This window comes from Cellulomonas humilata, assembly GCF_013359775.1.
Classification (GTDB): domain Bacteria; phylum Actinomycetota; class Actinomycetes; order Actinomycetales; family Cellulomonadaceae; genus Cellulomonas; species Cellulomonas humilata.
In genome coordinates this window covers 19,168-34,825 of sequence record NZ_JABMCI010000053.1, presented here as the reverse complement: position 1 = coordinate 34,825, position 15,658 = coordinate 19,168, and the positions used below count along the sequence as shown (strand labels likewise).

General features: G+C 71.6%; 10 protein-coding genes. 4 read left to right on the top strand and 6 right to left on the bottom strand.

Translation table 11 applies throughout. From position 1 onward, the window contains the following. Positions 1 to 90 precede the first annotated feature (90 nt). From HP550_RS05040 to HP550_RS05030, 3 genes are all read right to left on the bottom strand, one after another. Positions 91 to 2,670 (bottom strand): discoidin domain-containing protein, encoded by a 2,580-nt coding sequence (locus tag HP550_RS05040; RefSeq protein ID WP_175346498.1) that lies wholly within the window; start codon positions 2,668 to 2,670, stop codon positions 91 to 93. A 109-nt stretch (positions 2,671 to 2,779) separates the two neighbouring features. Further along, entirely contained in the window at positions 2,780 to 4,168 is a 1,389-nt protein-coding gene (locus HP550_RS05035) for a DUF1996 domain-containing protein (protein ID WP_175346497.1), read from the bottom strand. A 153-nt stretch (positions 4,169 to 4,321) separates the two neighbouring features. After that, entirely contained in the window at positions 4,322 to 6,955 is a 2,634-nt protein-coding gene (locus HP550_RS05030; protein ID WP_343047987.1) for a discoidin domain-containing protein, read from the bottom strand. Positions 6,956 to 7,280: 325 nt separating this feature from the next. Between HP550_RS05030 and HP550_RS05025 the strand changes: the two genes are divergently transcribed. Next, on the top strand, positions 7,281 to 8,417 hold the full coding sequence (locus HP550_RS05025; protein WP_175346495.1) for a LacI family DNA-binding transcriptional regulator: 1,137 nt from the start codon (positions 7,281 to 7,283) through the stop codon (positions 8,415 to 8,417). Positions 8,418 to 8,622: 205 nt separating this feature from the next. On the opposite strand, the gene HP550_RS05020 is transcribed toward HP550_RS05025, so the two are convergent. The 3 genes from HP550_RS05020 to HP550_RS05010 all read right to left on the bottom strand — a co-directional run bounded on the left by HP550_RS05020 (position 8,623) and on the right by HP550_RS05010 (position 11,861). Continuing rightward, the gene (locus HP550_RS05020; protein ID WP_175346494.1) at positions 8,623 to 9,933 is read right to left on the bottom strand and encodes an ABC transporter substrate-binding protein; all 1,311 of its coding nucleotides are present in this window, start codon (positions 9,931 to 9,933) and stop codon (positions 8,623 to 8,625) included. Positions 9,934 to 9,994: 61 nt separating this feature from the next. After that, positions 9,995 to 10,918, bottom strand: coding sequence for a carbohydrate ABC transporter permease (locus HP550_RS05015; RefSeq protein ID WP_082610760.1), 924 nt, complete (start codon positions 10,916 to 10,918; stop codon positions 9,995 to 9,997). Beyond that, positions 10,911 to 11,861 carry a carbohydrate ABC transporter permease gene (locus HP550_RS05010; RefSeq protein WP_056087832.1) on the bottom strand — a complete coding sequence of 317 codons (951 nt, stop codon included), beginning with the start codon at positions 11,859 to 11,861 and terminating at the stop codon, positions 10,911 to 10,913. Before HP550_RS05010 ends, HP550_RS05015 begins: the two co-directional genes overlap by 8 nt. Before the next feature lie 169 nt (positions 11,862 to 12,030). On the opposite strand from HP550_RS05010, the gene HP550_RS05005 reads away from it, so the two are divergent. Genes HP550_RS05005 through HP550_RS04995 form a run of 3 tightly spaced genes read left to right on the top strand, consistent with a single transcriptional unit; the run spans position 12,031 to position 15,649 of the window. Further along, a complete protein-coding gene (locus tag HP550_RS05005; RefSeq protein ID WP_175346493.1) occupies positions 12,031 to 13,983 on the top strand; it encodes a DUF6807 family protein in 1,953 nt (650 codons plus the stop codon). Beyond that, entirely contained in the window at positions 13,980 to 15,131 is a 1,152-nt protein-coding gene (locus tag HP550_RS05000) for a Gfo/Idh/MocA family protein (RefSeq protein ID WP_175346492.1), read from the top strand. The genes HP550_RS05005 and HP550_RS05000 overlap by 4 nt, the downstream gene beginning before the upstream one ends. A gap of 11 nt (positions 15,132 to 15,142) precedes the next feature. After that, a complete protein-coding gene (locus tag HP550_RS04995) occupies positions 15,143 to 15,649 on the top strand; it encodes a GNAT family N-acetyltransferase (RefSeq protein WP_175346491.1) in 507 nt (168 codons plus the stop codon). The last annotated feature ends 9 nt before the right edge of the window (positions 15,650 to 15,658 follow it).

The window sequence follows — 15,658 nt, the reverse complement described above, 5'->3', positions numbered from 1 at the left end:
ATCGAGGGTGCCACGAAGGAGCGCGCGGGGCGGGGTGAGATACGACGACGGCCCCGGCTCGTCGGGAGCCGGGGCCGTCGTCGCTCGGGGTCAGCCGCCGTAGCTGACCAGGTACGCCGGGATGGTGGCCGTGCCCTGCGCCACGCCGCCGGTGTCGTTGATGACGTGCGCGATCACGCCGTTGCCGCCGAGCGACACCGTGAGGATGTTGTGGAACCGCACCCCCGGCTTGACCGGCACCTGGAACCCGCTGTCGACGACGATGCTGGGGTCGACGTTGAAGAAGCTGTACACGCCGCCGCCCCACAGCTCGTGGGTGGTCACGGCGTCGGCCACGCGGTAGCCCGCGTAGCCGCGGCGGGTGCCGTTCTGCCACGCCGCCTGGTTGGGCACGTCGTACGGCAGCTCGTTCTGGTAGAAGATCGTCCGCCCGCGGTCGCCGTTCCAGAGGGTGTTCTCCTTCTGGTAGTGCTCCACGAACAGGCCCAGCCCGAGCACGTCGTTGCCGTTGACCACCAGGCCGTACGCGGACGGGTTCTCGTTCCAGCCCACCCCGGCCCCGTGGTCGCCCCGCCAGGACCAGATGTGGTCGATGAGCGTGTCGTCGGAGTTGACGACGATGGCCGACGTCACCTTGCCGGGGATCCGGCCGCCGACGCGGACGAACACGTCGTGCAGCGAGACCGGGTTGGCGGCGCGGTCGGTGTGGTTGCCGGCCGACCCGACCTCGAGCATCGCCGGGGAGTTGGTGACGCCCGCGTCGAACAGGACGCCGGCGATCCGGACGCCGTTGACGTCGCCGACCTTCATGGCCGTCTGGCCGGCCGTCGGGACGATCGTCGCGTAGCCGAGGCCGAGCACCACGGTGTCCGCTCGGTTGACGTCGATCGTCTTGTCGAGCGTGTAGATCCCGGGGGTGAGCAGCAGGTGCAGGCCCTGCGCCAGCGCGGCGTTGATGCGGTCCGCGCTGTCACCGGGCTTGGCGACGTAGAACTGGCTCAGCGGGATCGACGGGCCCGGAGTGTTCGGCCACGAGACGCCGCGGGCGTTGGTCCGGGCCGACGGGACGAACACCGCGTAGCTGGAGCCGTCGAGGTACAGGTACGGCTTCTCCCGGCTGATCGGCGTCGTGTCGAGCACGGTGTGCGACGGGTTCGGGAAGCTCGGCGCCGGTGACCCGGTCACGCCCGAGAACACCATGTTCCAGACCGAGCCCTCCCAGCGGCCCAGCGCCGAGTCGCGGGTGTACCACTGCTGCTGCGAGGCCGACTTCATCGCGCCGTCGACCTTGGAGTCGGCCGTGAAGCCGCCCGACGCCCAGCCGTACGAGGACGGGAACACCGCGAGGTCGCCCGCGACGTGGATGCGCCGCATGGGCGCCGCCTGCGAGACCGCCCAGCGGTTCTCCCCGGTGAACGGCGTGATCTTGAGGTTCTCCATCGAGCGCCAGAAGTTCTGCGTCGCGTTGCCGTCGAACCACTGCGCGTCGGCCCACACGCCGCCGGTGATGTTGACGTCGTCGGGGTTGCGGCCGAGGCCGTTGATGGACGTGTTGAACCCGATGTGCGCCTGCACGTCGTAGGTGCCGGGGGCGAAGAGGAACTGGTCGCGGCGGGTGCCGAACTGTGCCTCCTCCTGCGCGGTGAACGTCTCGTCGAGCTTCGCCTGGATCGCGGCCTGCCCGGTGGTCGGCGTGAACACGTGGACGTTCGGGCCGAGGTCGCCGCCGCCCGGGATCGGGTCGGTGGGGGTGGTGGTCGTGCCGGTGCTGATCTGGACCTCCCAGAGCGAGTAGCCGTAGCCGGTGCCACGGGCCGTCAGGTCGAGCCGGACGTAGCGCGCGGTCGCGGCGACGTCGAGCGTCTGGACTCCGCCGGTGCCGTTGGTGACCGTAGCCGCCGTCGTCCAGGTGGTGCCGTTGGTCGACGTCTGGACGCCGAACGCCTTGCCGTACGCGCCCTCCCACCGCAGCGTGACCTTGCAGACGCTCTGCGACGAGCCGAGGTCGACCTGCCACCACTGCGCGTCCGCGAACGTGCTGGACCAACGGGTCCCGAGGTTGCCGTCGACCGCCGCGCTCGCAGGCGTGCCGCCGTTCTCGGTGGTCGACGCGGTGGCCGTCTTGCCCTGCGCGACGTTGGCGGTGCCGCACGCGGGCGGCGTGACCGTCCCGGCGGTGCCGAACACCTGGAACTCCCACAGGGAGTAGCCGTAGCCGGTGCCGCGGGCGGTCAGGTTGAGCCGCACGTACCGGGCCGTTCCGGCGACGGCGACGTCCCGCGTGCCGCCGGTGCCGTTGGTGACCGTGGCGGCCGTGGTCCAGGCCGTGCCGTTGGTGGACGTCTGGACGGTGAACGCCTTGCCGTACGCGGCCTCCCACACGAGGGTGACGTGGTCGAGCGTGGCGGTCTGGCCGAGATCGACGGACAGGGTCTGCGGGTCGGCGGGGAGGCTGGCCCACCGGGTGCCGGCGTTGCCGTCGACCGCATAGCGCGCGGGGGTGTAGTCGGCGTTCTCCGTGGAGGACGCCGTGGCGGTCTTGCCTTGCGACAGGTTGACGGGTGCGGCGTTCGCGGCGGTGGCCGCGGTCAGTGCTCCGACGGCGACGACGCCGGCCGCGAGCACCGCGGCGACCCAGGCGCGGGCCCGGGAGTGGACAGGGGTGTGCATGGGGTTCCTCACGGATCGGGTGCCGGCCTCGTTGCCGGACACCGGTGGGAGCACGGCCCGGCCGGGCCTGATGCGGGGACGGCCGGGCCGTGCGTCGAGGGGTGTCGGACTACGGGATGAGGTTGTAGCTGGCGTCCAGGACCGCTCCGGCCCACGGCTTGTACAGGTCGTAGCCGCGCGGGTTGCACTGCAGACCGCCGTTGATGCAGTGCTCGGTCAGGGCCTGGAGCACGGCCGGGTCCCACGCGTTGAAGAAGTCGTAGTGGAACGAGAACCCACGACCGCTGGAGAACCGGACGTCCGACATGTTCCCGTCGGCCGGCCAGGAGAGCTTGAACTCGATCATCGGCACCGCGACCGGGTGGCTCGCGGTGCACTCACCGTTGACCGGGTACGCCATGTGGCTCCTGTGGTTGGCGGAGTCCAGGTTGACGCCGTCCCAGCAGCTGGGTGCCTGGTAGCGGACGTTCAGCTGCGAACCGATGGGGCAGGTCGCAGGGATGTCCCAGTTGAACGAGCTGTTCCCGCACTCGAAGCCCTCGACCGTGCCGGGGGCCGTCCGGAACTCCTCCTGCGTGGCCGTCATGCTGCCGACGAGGTACCGCAGACCCTGCGGGAACGGGACGACCTTCTTGTAGTCGATGATCCCGGCCTTGTAGTAGATGGTCTGCTCGTTGCTGGCGACGACCTTGTTCTCGCCGCGCATGAGCGTCGGGAACCAGTACGCCGACTCGTCCTGCGGGACCGTGCAGCTGGTGCTGTTGGCGGCCAGGAGCGACGCAGTCGTGGTGTTCGCGTTGGTCGAGCGGTTGCCCAGGAACGTGTGGCTGTGCGACGCGCCCGCCTGGCCCGGGTAGACGATCGGGTCGTCGTTGAGCGTGTGCGTCGGGGTGCAGTTGGCCTGGAACTCGTGGTGCGTCACCGACGTGTCGGCGCCCGGCGGGGCCGGAGGCAGCGGCTTCGGCGTGTGCGGGGCCGTCGTCGCGCCCCCCGTGCCGAGCACCGCGAGGTCCCACAGCGAGTAGCCGTAGCCGGTGCCACGGGCGGTGAGATTGAGGCGCAGGTAGCGGCCGGTGCCCGGCGCTGCGACCGTCTGGTTGCCGCCGGTGCCGTTGGTGACCGTGGCGACCGTCGTCCACGTGGTGCCGTTCGGGGAGAGCTGCACCTGGAACGCCTTGGCGTAGGCCGCCTCCCAGCGCAGCTCGACGCGGTCGACCGTGGCGGTGGCGCCCAGATCGACCTGGATCCACTGCGCGTCGGAGAACTGGCTGGCCCAGCGGGTGCCGTTGTTGCCGTCGACCGCCTTGGACGCGGTGAAGTCCGGGCCCTCCGCCGACGAGGACGTGGCGAGCTTGCCCTGCGAGATGTTGACGGGTGCGGCGCTCGCGGCCGTGGCGATCGCGACGCCGAGACCGGTCGCGACGAGCACCGCGGACAGCGTCCCAGCCAGCCAGGCCCGGGCCTTCCGGGAGCGTGGTGCGTGGAGATGGGTGGGCATGAGGTCTCCTTCAGGAGGGATCGGACAGACCCGAAGGAGGTGCGACGATGCACACGAACCTTCGGCGTATCGGCTCTGTGAGGGGTTGGCCGAGGGGTGGTGCCCGGGGCGGGTGGCCGCCCGCCCCGGGCACGCTCTAGTGGCTACGCGTGGCTACGCGTAGATCCCCAGCTCGTACAGCGAGTAGCCGTACGCGGTACCGCGGGCTGTCCCGTGCACCCGCACGTAGCGGGCCGAGCCGGCGGTGTTCAGGGTGTCGACGTTCCCGTCGCCCGCGGTTACCGTGGTCAGGGTCGACCACGTGTTCCCGTCGTTCGACGTCTCGATGCGGTAGCCCTTGCCGAACGCGGACTCCCACACCAGCTGCACCGAGGAGAACGACCGGACCGAGCCCAGGTCGACCTGGATCCACTCGTCGTCGGCCCAGCTGCTGGCCCATCGCGTCGAGTAGCTGCCGTCCGTCGCCTGACCCGGCGTGAAGTTGCCGTTGTACGGGTCGAACGACGACGCGGTGGTGGTGCGGCCCTGGGCGATGTTGGTGCCGCCCACGGCCGGCGGGACGACGCGGAACGACTTCGTCTCGACGCCCACGTTGCCCTTGCCGTCCTCGGCGAACACGTAGACCTTCCAGACGCCCAGCGTCTGCGGGGCCGTCACCGAGAACGTCGTACCGCTGCGCGTGAACGTCGCCGGGGCCAGGCCGCCGGAGTCGTTCACGTACTTGCTGTTCAGCAGCACGTTGTAGGTGATCGGGTCACCGTTGGGGTCGGTCGCGGCCGCGTTGACCGTGAACGTCGAGCCGGCCACCACGTTGCCGCTGTTGGGCACGGTCATCGCGCTGAACGTCGGGGGAGTGTTGGTCCCCGCCGCTCCGGCCGAGCCGCCGTACGCCTTGGCGATCGCGTAGTACGAGAGGCGCTTGTTGTTGCCCGGCTTCACGTTGAACCAGATGCCGCCGAAGTCGCCCTCGTTGCCGTAGTGGAACAGGGTGGCGCCCAGGGCGACCCCGGGGTGCGCCTTGATGCAGTCCCACGCCCGCGTGTAGCCGGCCGCGTTCTGCACGTCGGTCCCCTGGTCGGGCACGCCGTTGGCGTCGTTCGGGACCTCCCACTCGCCGGCCGGACCGCCCTCGGTGATGAGGTACGGCTTGGTGTAGCCGCTGGCGATCCATGTCGCCTTGGCGTCGCACACCGCGTTGTAGGCGTTCAGGCCGTAGAGGTCCAGGTCGGGAGCGCTCGCCTTGTAGTACGGCCACGCGCCGCTCCAGGCGTCGGTCGACGTCACCGGGTGGGTGGGGTCGATCTGGTGGATCCGCTTGGCCGCGTCGTTGACGAACGTCGCGTAGGCGGTGCGCTGGGCCTCGAGCTCGGCACCGGAGTAGCAGTTGCCGAGGCCGAGCAGGGACTCGTTGCCGACGTTCCACATGAGCACGCCGGGGTTGTCCTTGTAGGCGGTGACCCAGGTGACGATGTCGTTCATCGAGGCCGTCTTGTACGCCGTGTCGGTGACGTAGTTCGGGCAGCCGCCCGAGCCGGGGCCGCCACCGGGGGCGAGCCAGAAGCCGGCCACCGTGCGCATGCCCGCGGCCGCGGCCGCGTCGAGCAGCACCTTCGATCCCGCGTCGGTGCCCCACGTGCGGATGGTGTTGACGCCCATCGCCTTGAGGTTGGCGGCGTGCTGCGGGAAGTCGGCCGGGGCCGGCCCCCACGTCATGCCCTTGGTCACCCACGGCTGGCCGTTGACCAGCAGCGCCCAGTTCCCCTGGCTGCCCGCGACGCGGACCTTGCCGTCCGCCGGACCGGTGGGGCCGGTCGGGTCGGGGGTAGGCGTCGTCGTGCCGGTCGTGCGGACGGCGACCTCCCAGAGCGAGAAGCCGTAGCCCGTGGCGCGGGTCTGCAGGTCGAGCCGCAGGTACCGGGCCGTGCCGCTGACCGCGATCGACTGCGTGCCGCCCGTGCCGTTGGTGATCGTCGACAGCGTCGTCCACGTGGTCCCGTCCGCCGACCCCTGGACCCGGAACGCCTTGCCGTACGCGCCCTCCCAGCTGAGCGTGACGTTGCAGACCGCCTGGCTGGCGCCGAGGTCCACCTGCCACCACTGGTTGTCGGCGAACGTGCTCGCCCAGCGCGTGCCGGCGTTGCCGTCGACCGCGAGGCCGGCCGCGGTGCCGGCGCCCTGCTCGGACGACGACGCGGTCGCGGTCTTGCCCTGCGCCACGTTGGCCGTCCCGCAGGTGCCGGTCGGGGGCTGCGTCCCGCCGGGGGTGCCGTAGACCTGCACCTCCCACAGCGAGTAGCCGTAGCCGGTGGCGCGCTTGGTGCCCAGCAGCTGCACGTACCGGCCGCTGCCGGTCACGTTCAGCGTCTCCTTGCCGCCCTTTCCGGTGGTCGTCGTGTAGATGCTCGTCCAGGACGTGCCGTTGTCCGAGGTCCGGAGCTGGTAGCCCGACCCGTAGGCCGCCTCCCAGGTCAGGACGACCTGCTCGACCTGCGCGGTCGCCCCCAGGTCGATGGTCAGCCACTGGGCGTCGGACGCCAGGCTGGCCCAGCGGGTGCCGGCGTTGCCGTCCACTGCGGCGGAGGCCGGCGTGTAGTCGGCGCTCTCCGTGGACGAGGCCGTCACGGTGCGGCCCTGCGAGAGCAGCACGGGCGCTGCCTGCGCGGCGGCGACGGGGATGCCGATGCCGGCGGCGACGAGCGCGGCGGCGGCCAGGACACCCAGCAGTCGCCGACTGCGGCCGGGTGGGGGTGCGGTCCTGGTGGGGCGAGGGGTGGTGGTCGTGAACACAGGTGTCTCCTCCGGGGCCTGCCTGGCCGGGGGACGGGAGGTCGCTCCGCAGTCGATCTCGTCGTCGGTCCGTGTGCCGGGCGTGCAGTTCGTCGTTGAGCTGATGCCGGTGGTGCTGGGAGAGCGCTCTATCGCCGAGACCGAGTCTGGGGCGGCGATATCGCACGTGGTGGGGGTGGGTTGTGCCCGCTTTGACTCCCGGACGGACGGTATACCCCTTCTCACCCGCTCGCATAGCCCAGGCGATGGGAGAACTCCTTGCGGAAACGCCTCGACGAGTCCTCGAATTCGCGAGAGCGCTCTCCGGCACTGGTAGCCTGCGGGCATGGCAGACGACCCCGCCGACGCGCCACCGGCTGCGGCCGCGCGCGTCCACGCGGGGACGCTCGAGGCGACCCCGCCGACGGGCCTCCCCGTGGCCGGCGCCCCCCGCGCGTCCGGCTCGGGTGCACCCACCCTCGAGGACGTCGCCCGCGTGGCCGGCGTCTCACGCGCCACCGTCTCCCGCGTGGTCAACGGGCAGCGCCGGGTCGCCGCCGAGATCCAGGCGGTCGTCCGGGAGGCCATCGCCACCACGGGCTACGTGCCCAACCTCGCGGCCCGATCCCTGGTCACCCGGCGGACCGGGGCGGTGATCGTCGTGGTGTCCGGCGCGGAGGAGCAGGGGAAGCCGTCGACCATCGACTTCGCCGACCCGTTCTTCGGACGCGTCGTCGGCGGCATGCTGCGCGCCCTGCGACCGCACGCCGTCGACCCGATCCTCATGCTCGCGGAGACGGACGCCGACCGGTCGCGCGTGCTCTCGTCGCTGCGCAACGGCAACGCCGACGGCGCGCTCGTGGTGTCCACCCGGGGTGACGACCCCATGCCGGGGCTGCTCGTCGAGGCCGGGCTGCCGGCAGTCGTGTTCGCCCGGCCCGGCCGGCCGATCCCGCTGAGCTTCGTGGATGTCGCCAACCGTGACGGAGCCCGGCTGGCCGCCGAGCACCTGGTGACGCGGGGGTGCCGGCACGTGGCGGCCATCTCCGGCCCGCTCGACGTGCCGTCCGCCCAGGACCGGCTGTCCGGGTTCCAGGACGCGATGGCCCGGCACGGTCAGGCGTTCGTGCCGACCGCCGGGGGCAACTTCACGTACGAGAGCGGGGTGGCTGCCATGACCGCGCTGCTCGACGGGTACGGGGACCTCGACGGGGTGTTCGCGTCCAACGACCTCATGGCGCTCGGCGCGATCCAGGCACTGCAGACCGCCGGCCGCCGGGTGCCCGAGGACGTGCGCGTCATCGGGTTCGACGACAGCTCGCTCGGCGCCCTGTCCCGTCCCGCGCTCACGTCCGTGCGGCAGCCGATCGAGGAGATGGCCGCGGAGATGGCCCGCATCCTGCTGGACACCATCGCGGACCCGGGCCGCCGGGTGACGTCGACGATCTTCGAGCCGACCCTCCGCATCCGCGCCAGCGCCTGAGCCCCGCCACCCCGCAACGTCCGCACTCCTGCGGGTGGGAACCCACACGAGTGCGGACGCAGCGGCTCTGCATGCAGCAACGTCCGCACTTCTGCGGGTGGGAACCCGCACGAGTGCGGACGCAACCGCCCTGCATGCAGCGACGTCCGCACTCCTGCGGGGTGGGGGCCCCGGGAGTGCGGACGTCGCCGGTGGTGCTGGTGGGTCAGCTGCCGATGGCCGACTCGACCTCGAGGCGGTACTGCTTGGCGGCGTCGGCCGGGGTCATCCGGCCGAACAGGACCTCCTGGTTGATGCGGCGCGTGATCTCGGCGACCTGACCGGCACCGACGGGCGGGACCGCAGGGCCGTCGACGATCTCGCCCTCGAGACCGGCGAGGAACTCGGCGGCTTGCTTGTCGGTGGCGGAGAACTTGTCCTCCACGGCGGCGCGGACGTCGGTGTTCGCCGGCAGACCGCGGTCGGACAGGATGATCTCGCCGGCGATCGGGTCGTTGAGCAGGAAGTCGATCAGCAGCGCGGACTCCTCCGGGTGCTCGGACTTGGCGGAGACGGAGTAGAACATGGCCGGCTTGAAGTACATGCCGGTGCGGTCCTCCTCCGACTCGCCCGGGACGCGGAGCAGCTTGAGCTCCTTGCCGGACGCGTTGGTGATCGCGGTCAGCTGGTTGGTCCAGAACCACGCCATGGCGCCCTTGCCGGTGGCGACGAGCGACAGCTCCGGTCCGCCGGCGTCGACCTCGACCGTGGTGGCGGCGTCGGGCTGGCCGCCACCCTCCTGCAGGTCGAGCGAGTGCTGCCACCACTCGGCGATCGTCTTGTCGTCGTACCCGAGCTTGCCGTCCTCCGTGTACAGCGACTCACCGCGCTGGCGGGCGTAGATCGAGAACCCGGGCTCGTTGAAGCCGTAGTCCTGCGCGCCGTACACGGCCTTGCCGGTCGCCGCGGAGATCTGGTCGGCGATCTCGACGTAGTCGTCCCAGGTCCACGTCTTGTCGTCGGGCAGCTCGACGCCGGCCGCCTCGAACGCGGTCGGGTCGGCGACGATCGCGTACGCGTTGACGCCGGTGGCCACGCCGTAGAGGGCGTCGTCGATGGTGCCGGACTGGAGGACGCCCTCGTCGATCTTCGAGGTGTCGAGGCCCAGCTCGTTGAGGTCGGCGAGCACCCCGCGCGAGGCGTACTCGTTGAGGAACCGCTCCTCCTGCGTGATGACGTCGGGTGCGTCCCCGCCGGCGACCGCGGTGCCCAGCTTGTCGAAGTAGCTGTTCCAGTCGGTGTAGTCCGGGACCACGGTGATGTGCGGGTACTTCTCCGTGAACTTGTCGAGCACCTGCTGGGTCAGCTCGTGGCGGGTGTCGGAGCCCCACCAGGAGAAGCGGATCTCGACGGGCTCCGGCGGGCCGGACGAGGTGGGCGTGGCGGCGGGCTCGTCGGACGAGCCCGCGCAGGCGGTCAGCGCGAGGGCCGCGACGGCAAGCACGGCAGCTGCGCGGAAGGACGGACGGGGTCGCATGGTTCTCCTTGGGTGACGAGGACGACGGTGTGCTGTCTCAAGGCCGGCGGAACTAGGACTGCTACTTGATGCCCGTCGTCGCGATCCCCTTGACCAGGTACTTCTGGCCGAAGAGGAACGCGAGGAAGACGGGGATGAGCGAGACGATCGACATGGCGAACATCGGGCCCCACGAGCTGGCGCCCGTGGAGTCCATGAAGGTGCGCAGTGCTACCGGAGCGGTGTACATGTCCGGCCGGATCAGGAAGATGAGCTGGCTGAAGAAGTCGTTCCACGTCCAGATGAACGTGAAGATCGCCGTGGTGGCCAGGGCGGGCAGCGACAGCGGGAGCATGATCCGCAGGTAGATGCGGCCGTGCCCGCAGCCGTCGAGACGCGCGGCCTCGTCGAGCTCCTTGGGGATCCCGCGGAAGAACTGGACCATGAGGAAGATGAAGAAGGCGTCCGTGGCCAGCAGCTTCGGCACGATGAGCGGCAGGAACGTGTTGATCCAGTCGAGCTTCGAGAACAGCACGTACTGCGGGACGATGATCACGTGGATCGGCAGCATGATCGACATGAGCATCACCGCGAACCACAGCTTGCGTCCCCGGAACTCCAGCCGGGCGAACGCGTAGGCCGCCATCGAGCAGGCCACCAGGTTCCCCAGCAGTGAGCCGAGCACGATGATCGCGGAGTTCATCAGGTACCGCCCGAAGGGGTACTGCAGCGCGTTCCAGCCCACCGAGTAGTTGGTCATGTCGATCTCGCTCGGGATGAGCGACACGTCCCGGAAGATCAGCTCGGTCGGCTTGAACGAGCTGACCAGCAGCCAGATCAGCGGGTAGAGCATCAGGACGCAGAGCGCGATGAGCCCGGCGTGCTTGAGCGCGGAGCGCCGGCGGTCCGGCCACGGGGAGCGGCGGTGCTGCACCGGGGGGACCTCGTCGGCGAGGGCCGACAGCGTGGTGGCAGTGGGCGTGGGGCGCACGTGGACCTCAGTCATCGTAGAAGACCCAGAACTTGGAGGCGAAGAAGTTGATCAGGGTCATCGCCGCGACGATGAGGACGAGCAACCACGCCATGGCGGACGCGTACCCCATGTCGAAGGCCGTGAAGCCCTTCTGGTAGAGGTAGAGCGTGTAGAACATCGTCGAGTCGGCAGGTCCGCCCGTTCCGCCGGAGACGACGAACGCCTGCGTGAAGCTCTGGAACGCCCCGATCACCTGGAGCACCAGGTTGAAGAAGATGATCGGCGTGAGCAGCGGCAGCGTGATCGAGCGGAACCTGCGCACCGCGCCGGCCCCGTCGATCGCGGCGGCCTCGTAGTACATCTCCGGGATCTGCCGCAGGCCGGCCAGGAAGATGATCATCGGAGCGCCGAACGTCCAGATGTGCAGCAGGACGAGGGTCCAGAGCGCGGTCTCCGGGTCGGACACCCAGCCCTTGCCCTGGATGCCGAACAGCGCCAGGAACTGGTTCACCAGACCGTCGATGCCGAACACCTGCCGCCACAGGATGGCGACAGCGACGGAACCGCCGAGCAGCGAGGGCAGATAGAGGACCGACCGGTAGAACGGCAGACCCTTCAGGCCCCGGTCGAGCATCAGCGCGAGCCCCAGAGCCGCGGCGAGCTGCAGCGGCACCGCGGTGAACACGTACGTGAACGTGACGCGCAGCGAGTTGGCGAGCCGGGGGTCCTCGAACAGCCGCGTGTAGTTCTCGAGCCCGATCCAGGTCGGCGGCTGCAGCAGGTCGTAGTCCGTGAAGGACAGGTAGCCCGACGCGACCATCGGGCCGATGGTGATCAGACCGAGGCCGAGGAACCAAGGCAGCAGGAAGAGCGCGGCCGCCTTCCCGTCACCGTTGCGCAGGCTGCGCCGCGAGGGCGTGCCCTTCTCGCCCCGGGCGGACCTGGCGGTCCGGCGTAGCTCCGTCACTACGGACATGTCGTCGACACCTCACTGTGTTCGCCGTGGAGGACCCGAACGAGAAACCGGTTCCTCGGCGGTACCGTAGCACCGCTTTCTGTTGGTTGGGAACCGGTTTCCCGTGGTGTATGTTCGGCGCGGAGCCACCCCCACGTCGGTGGCTCGAGGGTGACCGCGGGAGGCTGCAGTGACGCAGAACGGGTGGACGCGCAGCGCGTCGACCATCGCCGAGGTCGCGCATGCCGCGGGCGTCTCCCGGGCGACCGTGAGCCGGGTGATGAACGGCCGCGCCACGGTGGACCCGGAGCTCGCCGCACGCGTCCGTGACGTGGCCGAGCAGCTGCACTACCGGCCCAGCAACACCGCGCGGAGCCTGTCGCTCGGACGCACCAACACCGTCGCCGTCGTCGTCCCCGACCTGGCCAACCCGATGTTCCAGCAGGTCCTGCGGGGGGTCGCGTCGGCCGCCGCCGAGGAGGGGTACCGGGTGCTCGTGGCCGACACGGCCGAGCACGCCGACGACGAGGAGCGGATCGCGCTCGACGCCCGGCTGCGCTGCGACGCCCTCGTGCTGGTCTCCCCGCGCATGTCCGAGGCGACGCTGCGCGCGCTGCTGCCCGAGATCCGCCCGGTGGTCGTCGTCAACCGTGCCGCCGACGGCACCACCCCCACCCTGGCCATCGACTACGCGGCCGGCATCGACCAGATCGTCGAGCACCTCACGGGCCTGGGCCACCGGCACCTGCTCTACCTGGCAGGCCCGCCGGACAGTGCCTCGCACGGTGCGCGGCTCGACGCCCTGCGCGCCGCGGCCGCCCGCCGCGAGGACGTCCGGCTGAGCGAGCGTCCGGCGGGCTCGTCGGTCGATTCCGGGTATGCGGCCGCGCAGGACGTGCTCGCCTCCCGGGCCACGGCCGTCGTCGCCTACAACGACCTCGTCGCGTTCGGCCTCCTCGCCCGCCTGAACGAGCTCGGCGTCGCGGTGCCCGGCGACGTGTCGATCACGGGGTTCGACGACATCGAGCTCGCGCGGTTCGCGACGCCCTCCCTGACCACCGCGACCGTGCCGCAGGCCGAGCTGGGCCGGCAGGCCTGGGCGCACCTGCGCTCGCTCGTCGGCGGCGACGCCCTGGACCCGACGCCCCCGCTGATCACCCCCGTGCTCGCGATCCGCGCGAGCAGCGGCCCGGTGCCCCCGGCGGCGCGGCTCGGCCGACGCGCGGCGACGGACCCGGTGGGTCCGCAGGTGCCTGACCTCACCGCGGCCGGCTGGGCCGCCGACCTCGGCTCGTTCCTGCTCAGCGGCACGGCCGCGGACGCGTCGACGGTCCCGCTCGCCCGCTACGAGTCGGGGGAGCGGGTGCCCCGCGTGCACGCCCCGCGCCCGTACCTGCACCCGGTGCACTCGGCGGCGGGCACGGCGCTGACCGAGACCAGCCCGGTCGACCACCGCCACCACTACGGCGTCTCCATGGCGGTGCCGGTGGTCAACGGCACCAACTACTGGGGCGGCCGCACGTTCCTGCGCGACGAGGGCCCGACCCTGCTGCCCAACCACGGCCGGCAGGTCAGCGGCGGGGCGCGGCTGGCCGACGCGGGCGCGACGCTGGTCGACGACATCGAGTGGCGCGACGAGCGCGACCGGTCCCTGCTGACGGAGGACCGGCGGCTGAGCGCAGCACCCCTGGCGGACGGTCGCGGGTGGACCCTGCGCTGGTCCAGCGTGCTGCACGCCTCCCACGGGGCGCTGCGGATCGAGAGCCCCGGCACCAACGGCCGGCCGAGCGCCGGGTACGGCGGCATCTTCTGGCGCCTCCCGTCGGCCGACGTCACCACGGTGCTCGGCGAGGGGCTCGTCGGCGAGGAGGCCGTGCACGGCAGCCTGTCGCCGTGGCTCGCGTTCGTGCAGCGCCGCGAGGGGGCGACGACGACCGTCCTGCTGGTCCAGCACCCCGCGGTGCTGCGGCCGTGGTTCGCACGTGTCGCCGAGTACGTGGGTGCCGGGCCGGCCCTGGCGTGGGACCGGGTGGTCGACGTGCCCGACGGCGGCCGGCTCGACATCGGGCTCGCCGCGGTCGTGGTGGACCGCGCGCTCGGCGCCGACGAGGCGGGACTCCTCGCCGCGCAGGCGTGGGGATGACCACGCAGGTGCCCCGCGGGGCGACGCCTGTGAGCGACCCGGCGACGGACCTGCCGACGATCGCGGTGGTGGGCGTGCACGGCCACGGCGCCACGCACGTCCGCAAGGTCGCCGACCTGCAGGAACGCGGCCTGGCCACGCTCTCCGCCCTGGTCGACCCGCGGCCGGTCGACGGCCCCTGGTACCCCGACCTCGACGCCCTCCTGCTCGCCGACCCCCCGGCCGTCGTCGTCATCGCCACGCCGATCCACACCCATCTCCCGCTGGCGTCCGCCGCGCTGCGCGCCGGCTGCGACGTGCTCCTGGAGAAGCCGACCACCGCCTCGCTGGCCGAGCACACGGAGCTGCTGGCCGTGGTCGAGGAGACCGGGCGGCTGTGCCAGGTGGGGTTCCAGACGTTCGGGTCCGGGGCGGTGGACGAGGTCGCGCGGATCGTCGCGACGGGCGAGCTGGGGGAGATCACCGGGGTCGGCGCGGTGGGCACGTGGGTGCGCGGTGCGGGGTACTTCGCGCGCGCCCGCTGGGCCGGCCGGCGCACCCTGGACGGCGTCGAGGTGGTGGACGGCGTGGTCACCAACCCCCTCGCGCACGCCGTCGCGACCGCGCTGCTGGTGGCCGGCGCGCGCACGGTGGACGACGTGACCGACGTGCGCGTGGACCTGCACCGTGCGAACCCGATCGAGGCCGACGACACCTCGGCGGTGATCGTCGAGACGCGCGGCGGTGTGCGGGTGTCGGCGGGGCTGACCCTGTGCGCCCCCGTGCGCTCGCCCGCACGCGTCACCGTCCGCGGCACGCAGGGCACCGCGACCCTGTTCTACGAGACCGACGAGATCGAGGTGACCTCGCCGCGTGGCACGCGCCGGATCCGCTGCGGACGGGTGGACCTGCTCACGCAGCTGCTCATCGCGCGCACCCACCCGGCGGTCACGCTGCGGTGCTCGGTCGCGGACACCGGCGCGTTCCTCCGCGTCCTCGAGGCCGTGCGGACCGCGCCGGACCCGGCGCCCGTGCCGGAGGCGCTCGTCGAGTGGCGCGGCGAGGGCGACGAGCGGCACCCGGTGGTCGCGAACGTGGAGCACTGGTGCGCGCGGGTGGCGGACGAGGGCGCGACGTTCACGGAGCTCGGGGCGCCGTTCGGCGCCTAGGCTCGGTGGTCGTGATCCTGCGTCCCTTCCGCGAGTCCGACGCTGCCGCGACGCTCGAGGTCTTCCTGCGGGCGATCCGCACCACGGCGAGCCGCGACTACTCGCCGGAGCAGGTCGCCGCCTGGGCGTCGGACGAGATCGACGTGGCGGGCTGGTCGGCGCGGCGGGCGGCCCTCCGGACGCAGCTCGCGGAGGTCGACGGGCGGGTGGTCGGGTTCACCGACGTGGACGAGAAGGGGTACGTCGACATGCTCTTCGTCGACCCGGACGTCGGGCGGACCGGGGTGGCGTCGGCCCTGTTCGGGTGGGTGCTGGAGACGGCGCGGGCGCTCGGCGCCACCGAGCTCACCACGCACGCGAGCCTGACCGCGCGGCCGTTCTTCGAGCGGCAGGGGTTCGAGGTCGTGCTGGAGCAGCACCCCGTCTTGCGCGGCGTCGCGCTGACGAACTTCGTGATGCGGCGCGACCTCACTGGAGGCGCATCGCCCCTGATCAGCGGTGATACCGGATCGGCATGACTGCGTAGT

Bases quoted from the DNA above. Each gene is read 5' to 3' on its own strand.
- HP550_RS05040 (WP_175346498.1), bottom strand. From the start codon at position 2,670: ATGCACACCCCTGTCCACTCCCGGGCCCGCGCCTGGGTCGCCGCGGTG.
- HP550_RS05035 (WP_175346497.1), bottom strand. From the start codon at position 4,168: ATGCCCACCCATCTCCACGCACCACGCTCCCGGAAGGCCCGGGCCTGG.
- HP550_RS05025 (WP_175346495.1), top strand. From the start codon at position 7,281: ATGGCAGACGACCCCGCCGACGCGCCACCGGCTGCGGCCGCGCGCGTC.
- HP550_RS05020 (WP_175346494.1), bottom strand. From the start codon at position 9,933: ATGCGACCCCGTCCGTCCTTCCGCGCAGCTGCCGTGCTTGCCGTCGCG.
- HP550_RS05015 (WP_082610760.1), bottom strand. From the start codon at position 10,918: ATGACTGAGGTCCACGTGCGCCCCACGCCCACTGCCACCACGCTGTCG.
- HP550_RS05010 (WP_056087832.1), bottom strand. From the start codon at position 11,861: ATGTCCGTAGTGACGGAGCTACGCCGGACCGCCAGGTCCGCCCGGGGC.
- HP550_RS05000 (WP_175346492.1), top strand. From the start codon at position 13,980: ATGACCACGCAGGTGCCCCGCGGGGCGACGCCTGTGAGCGACCCGGCG.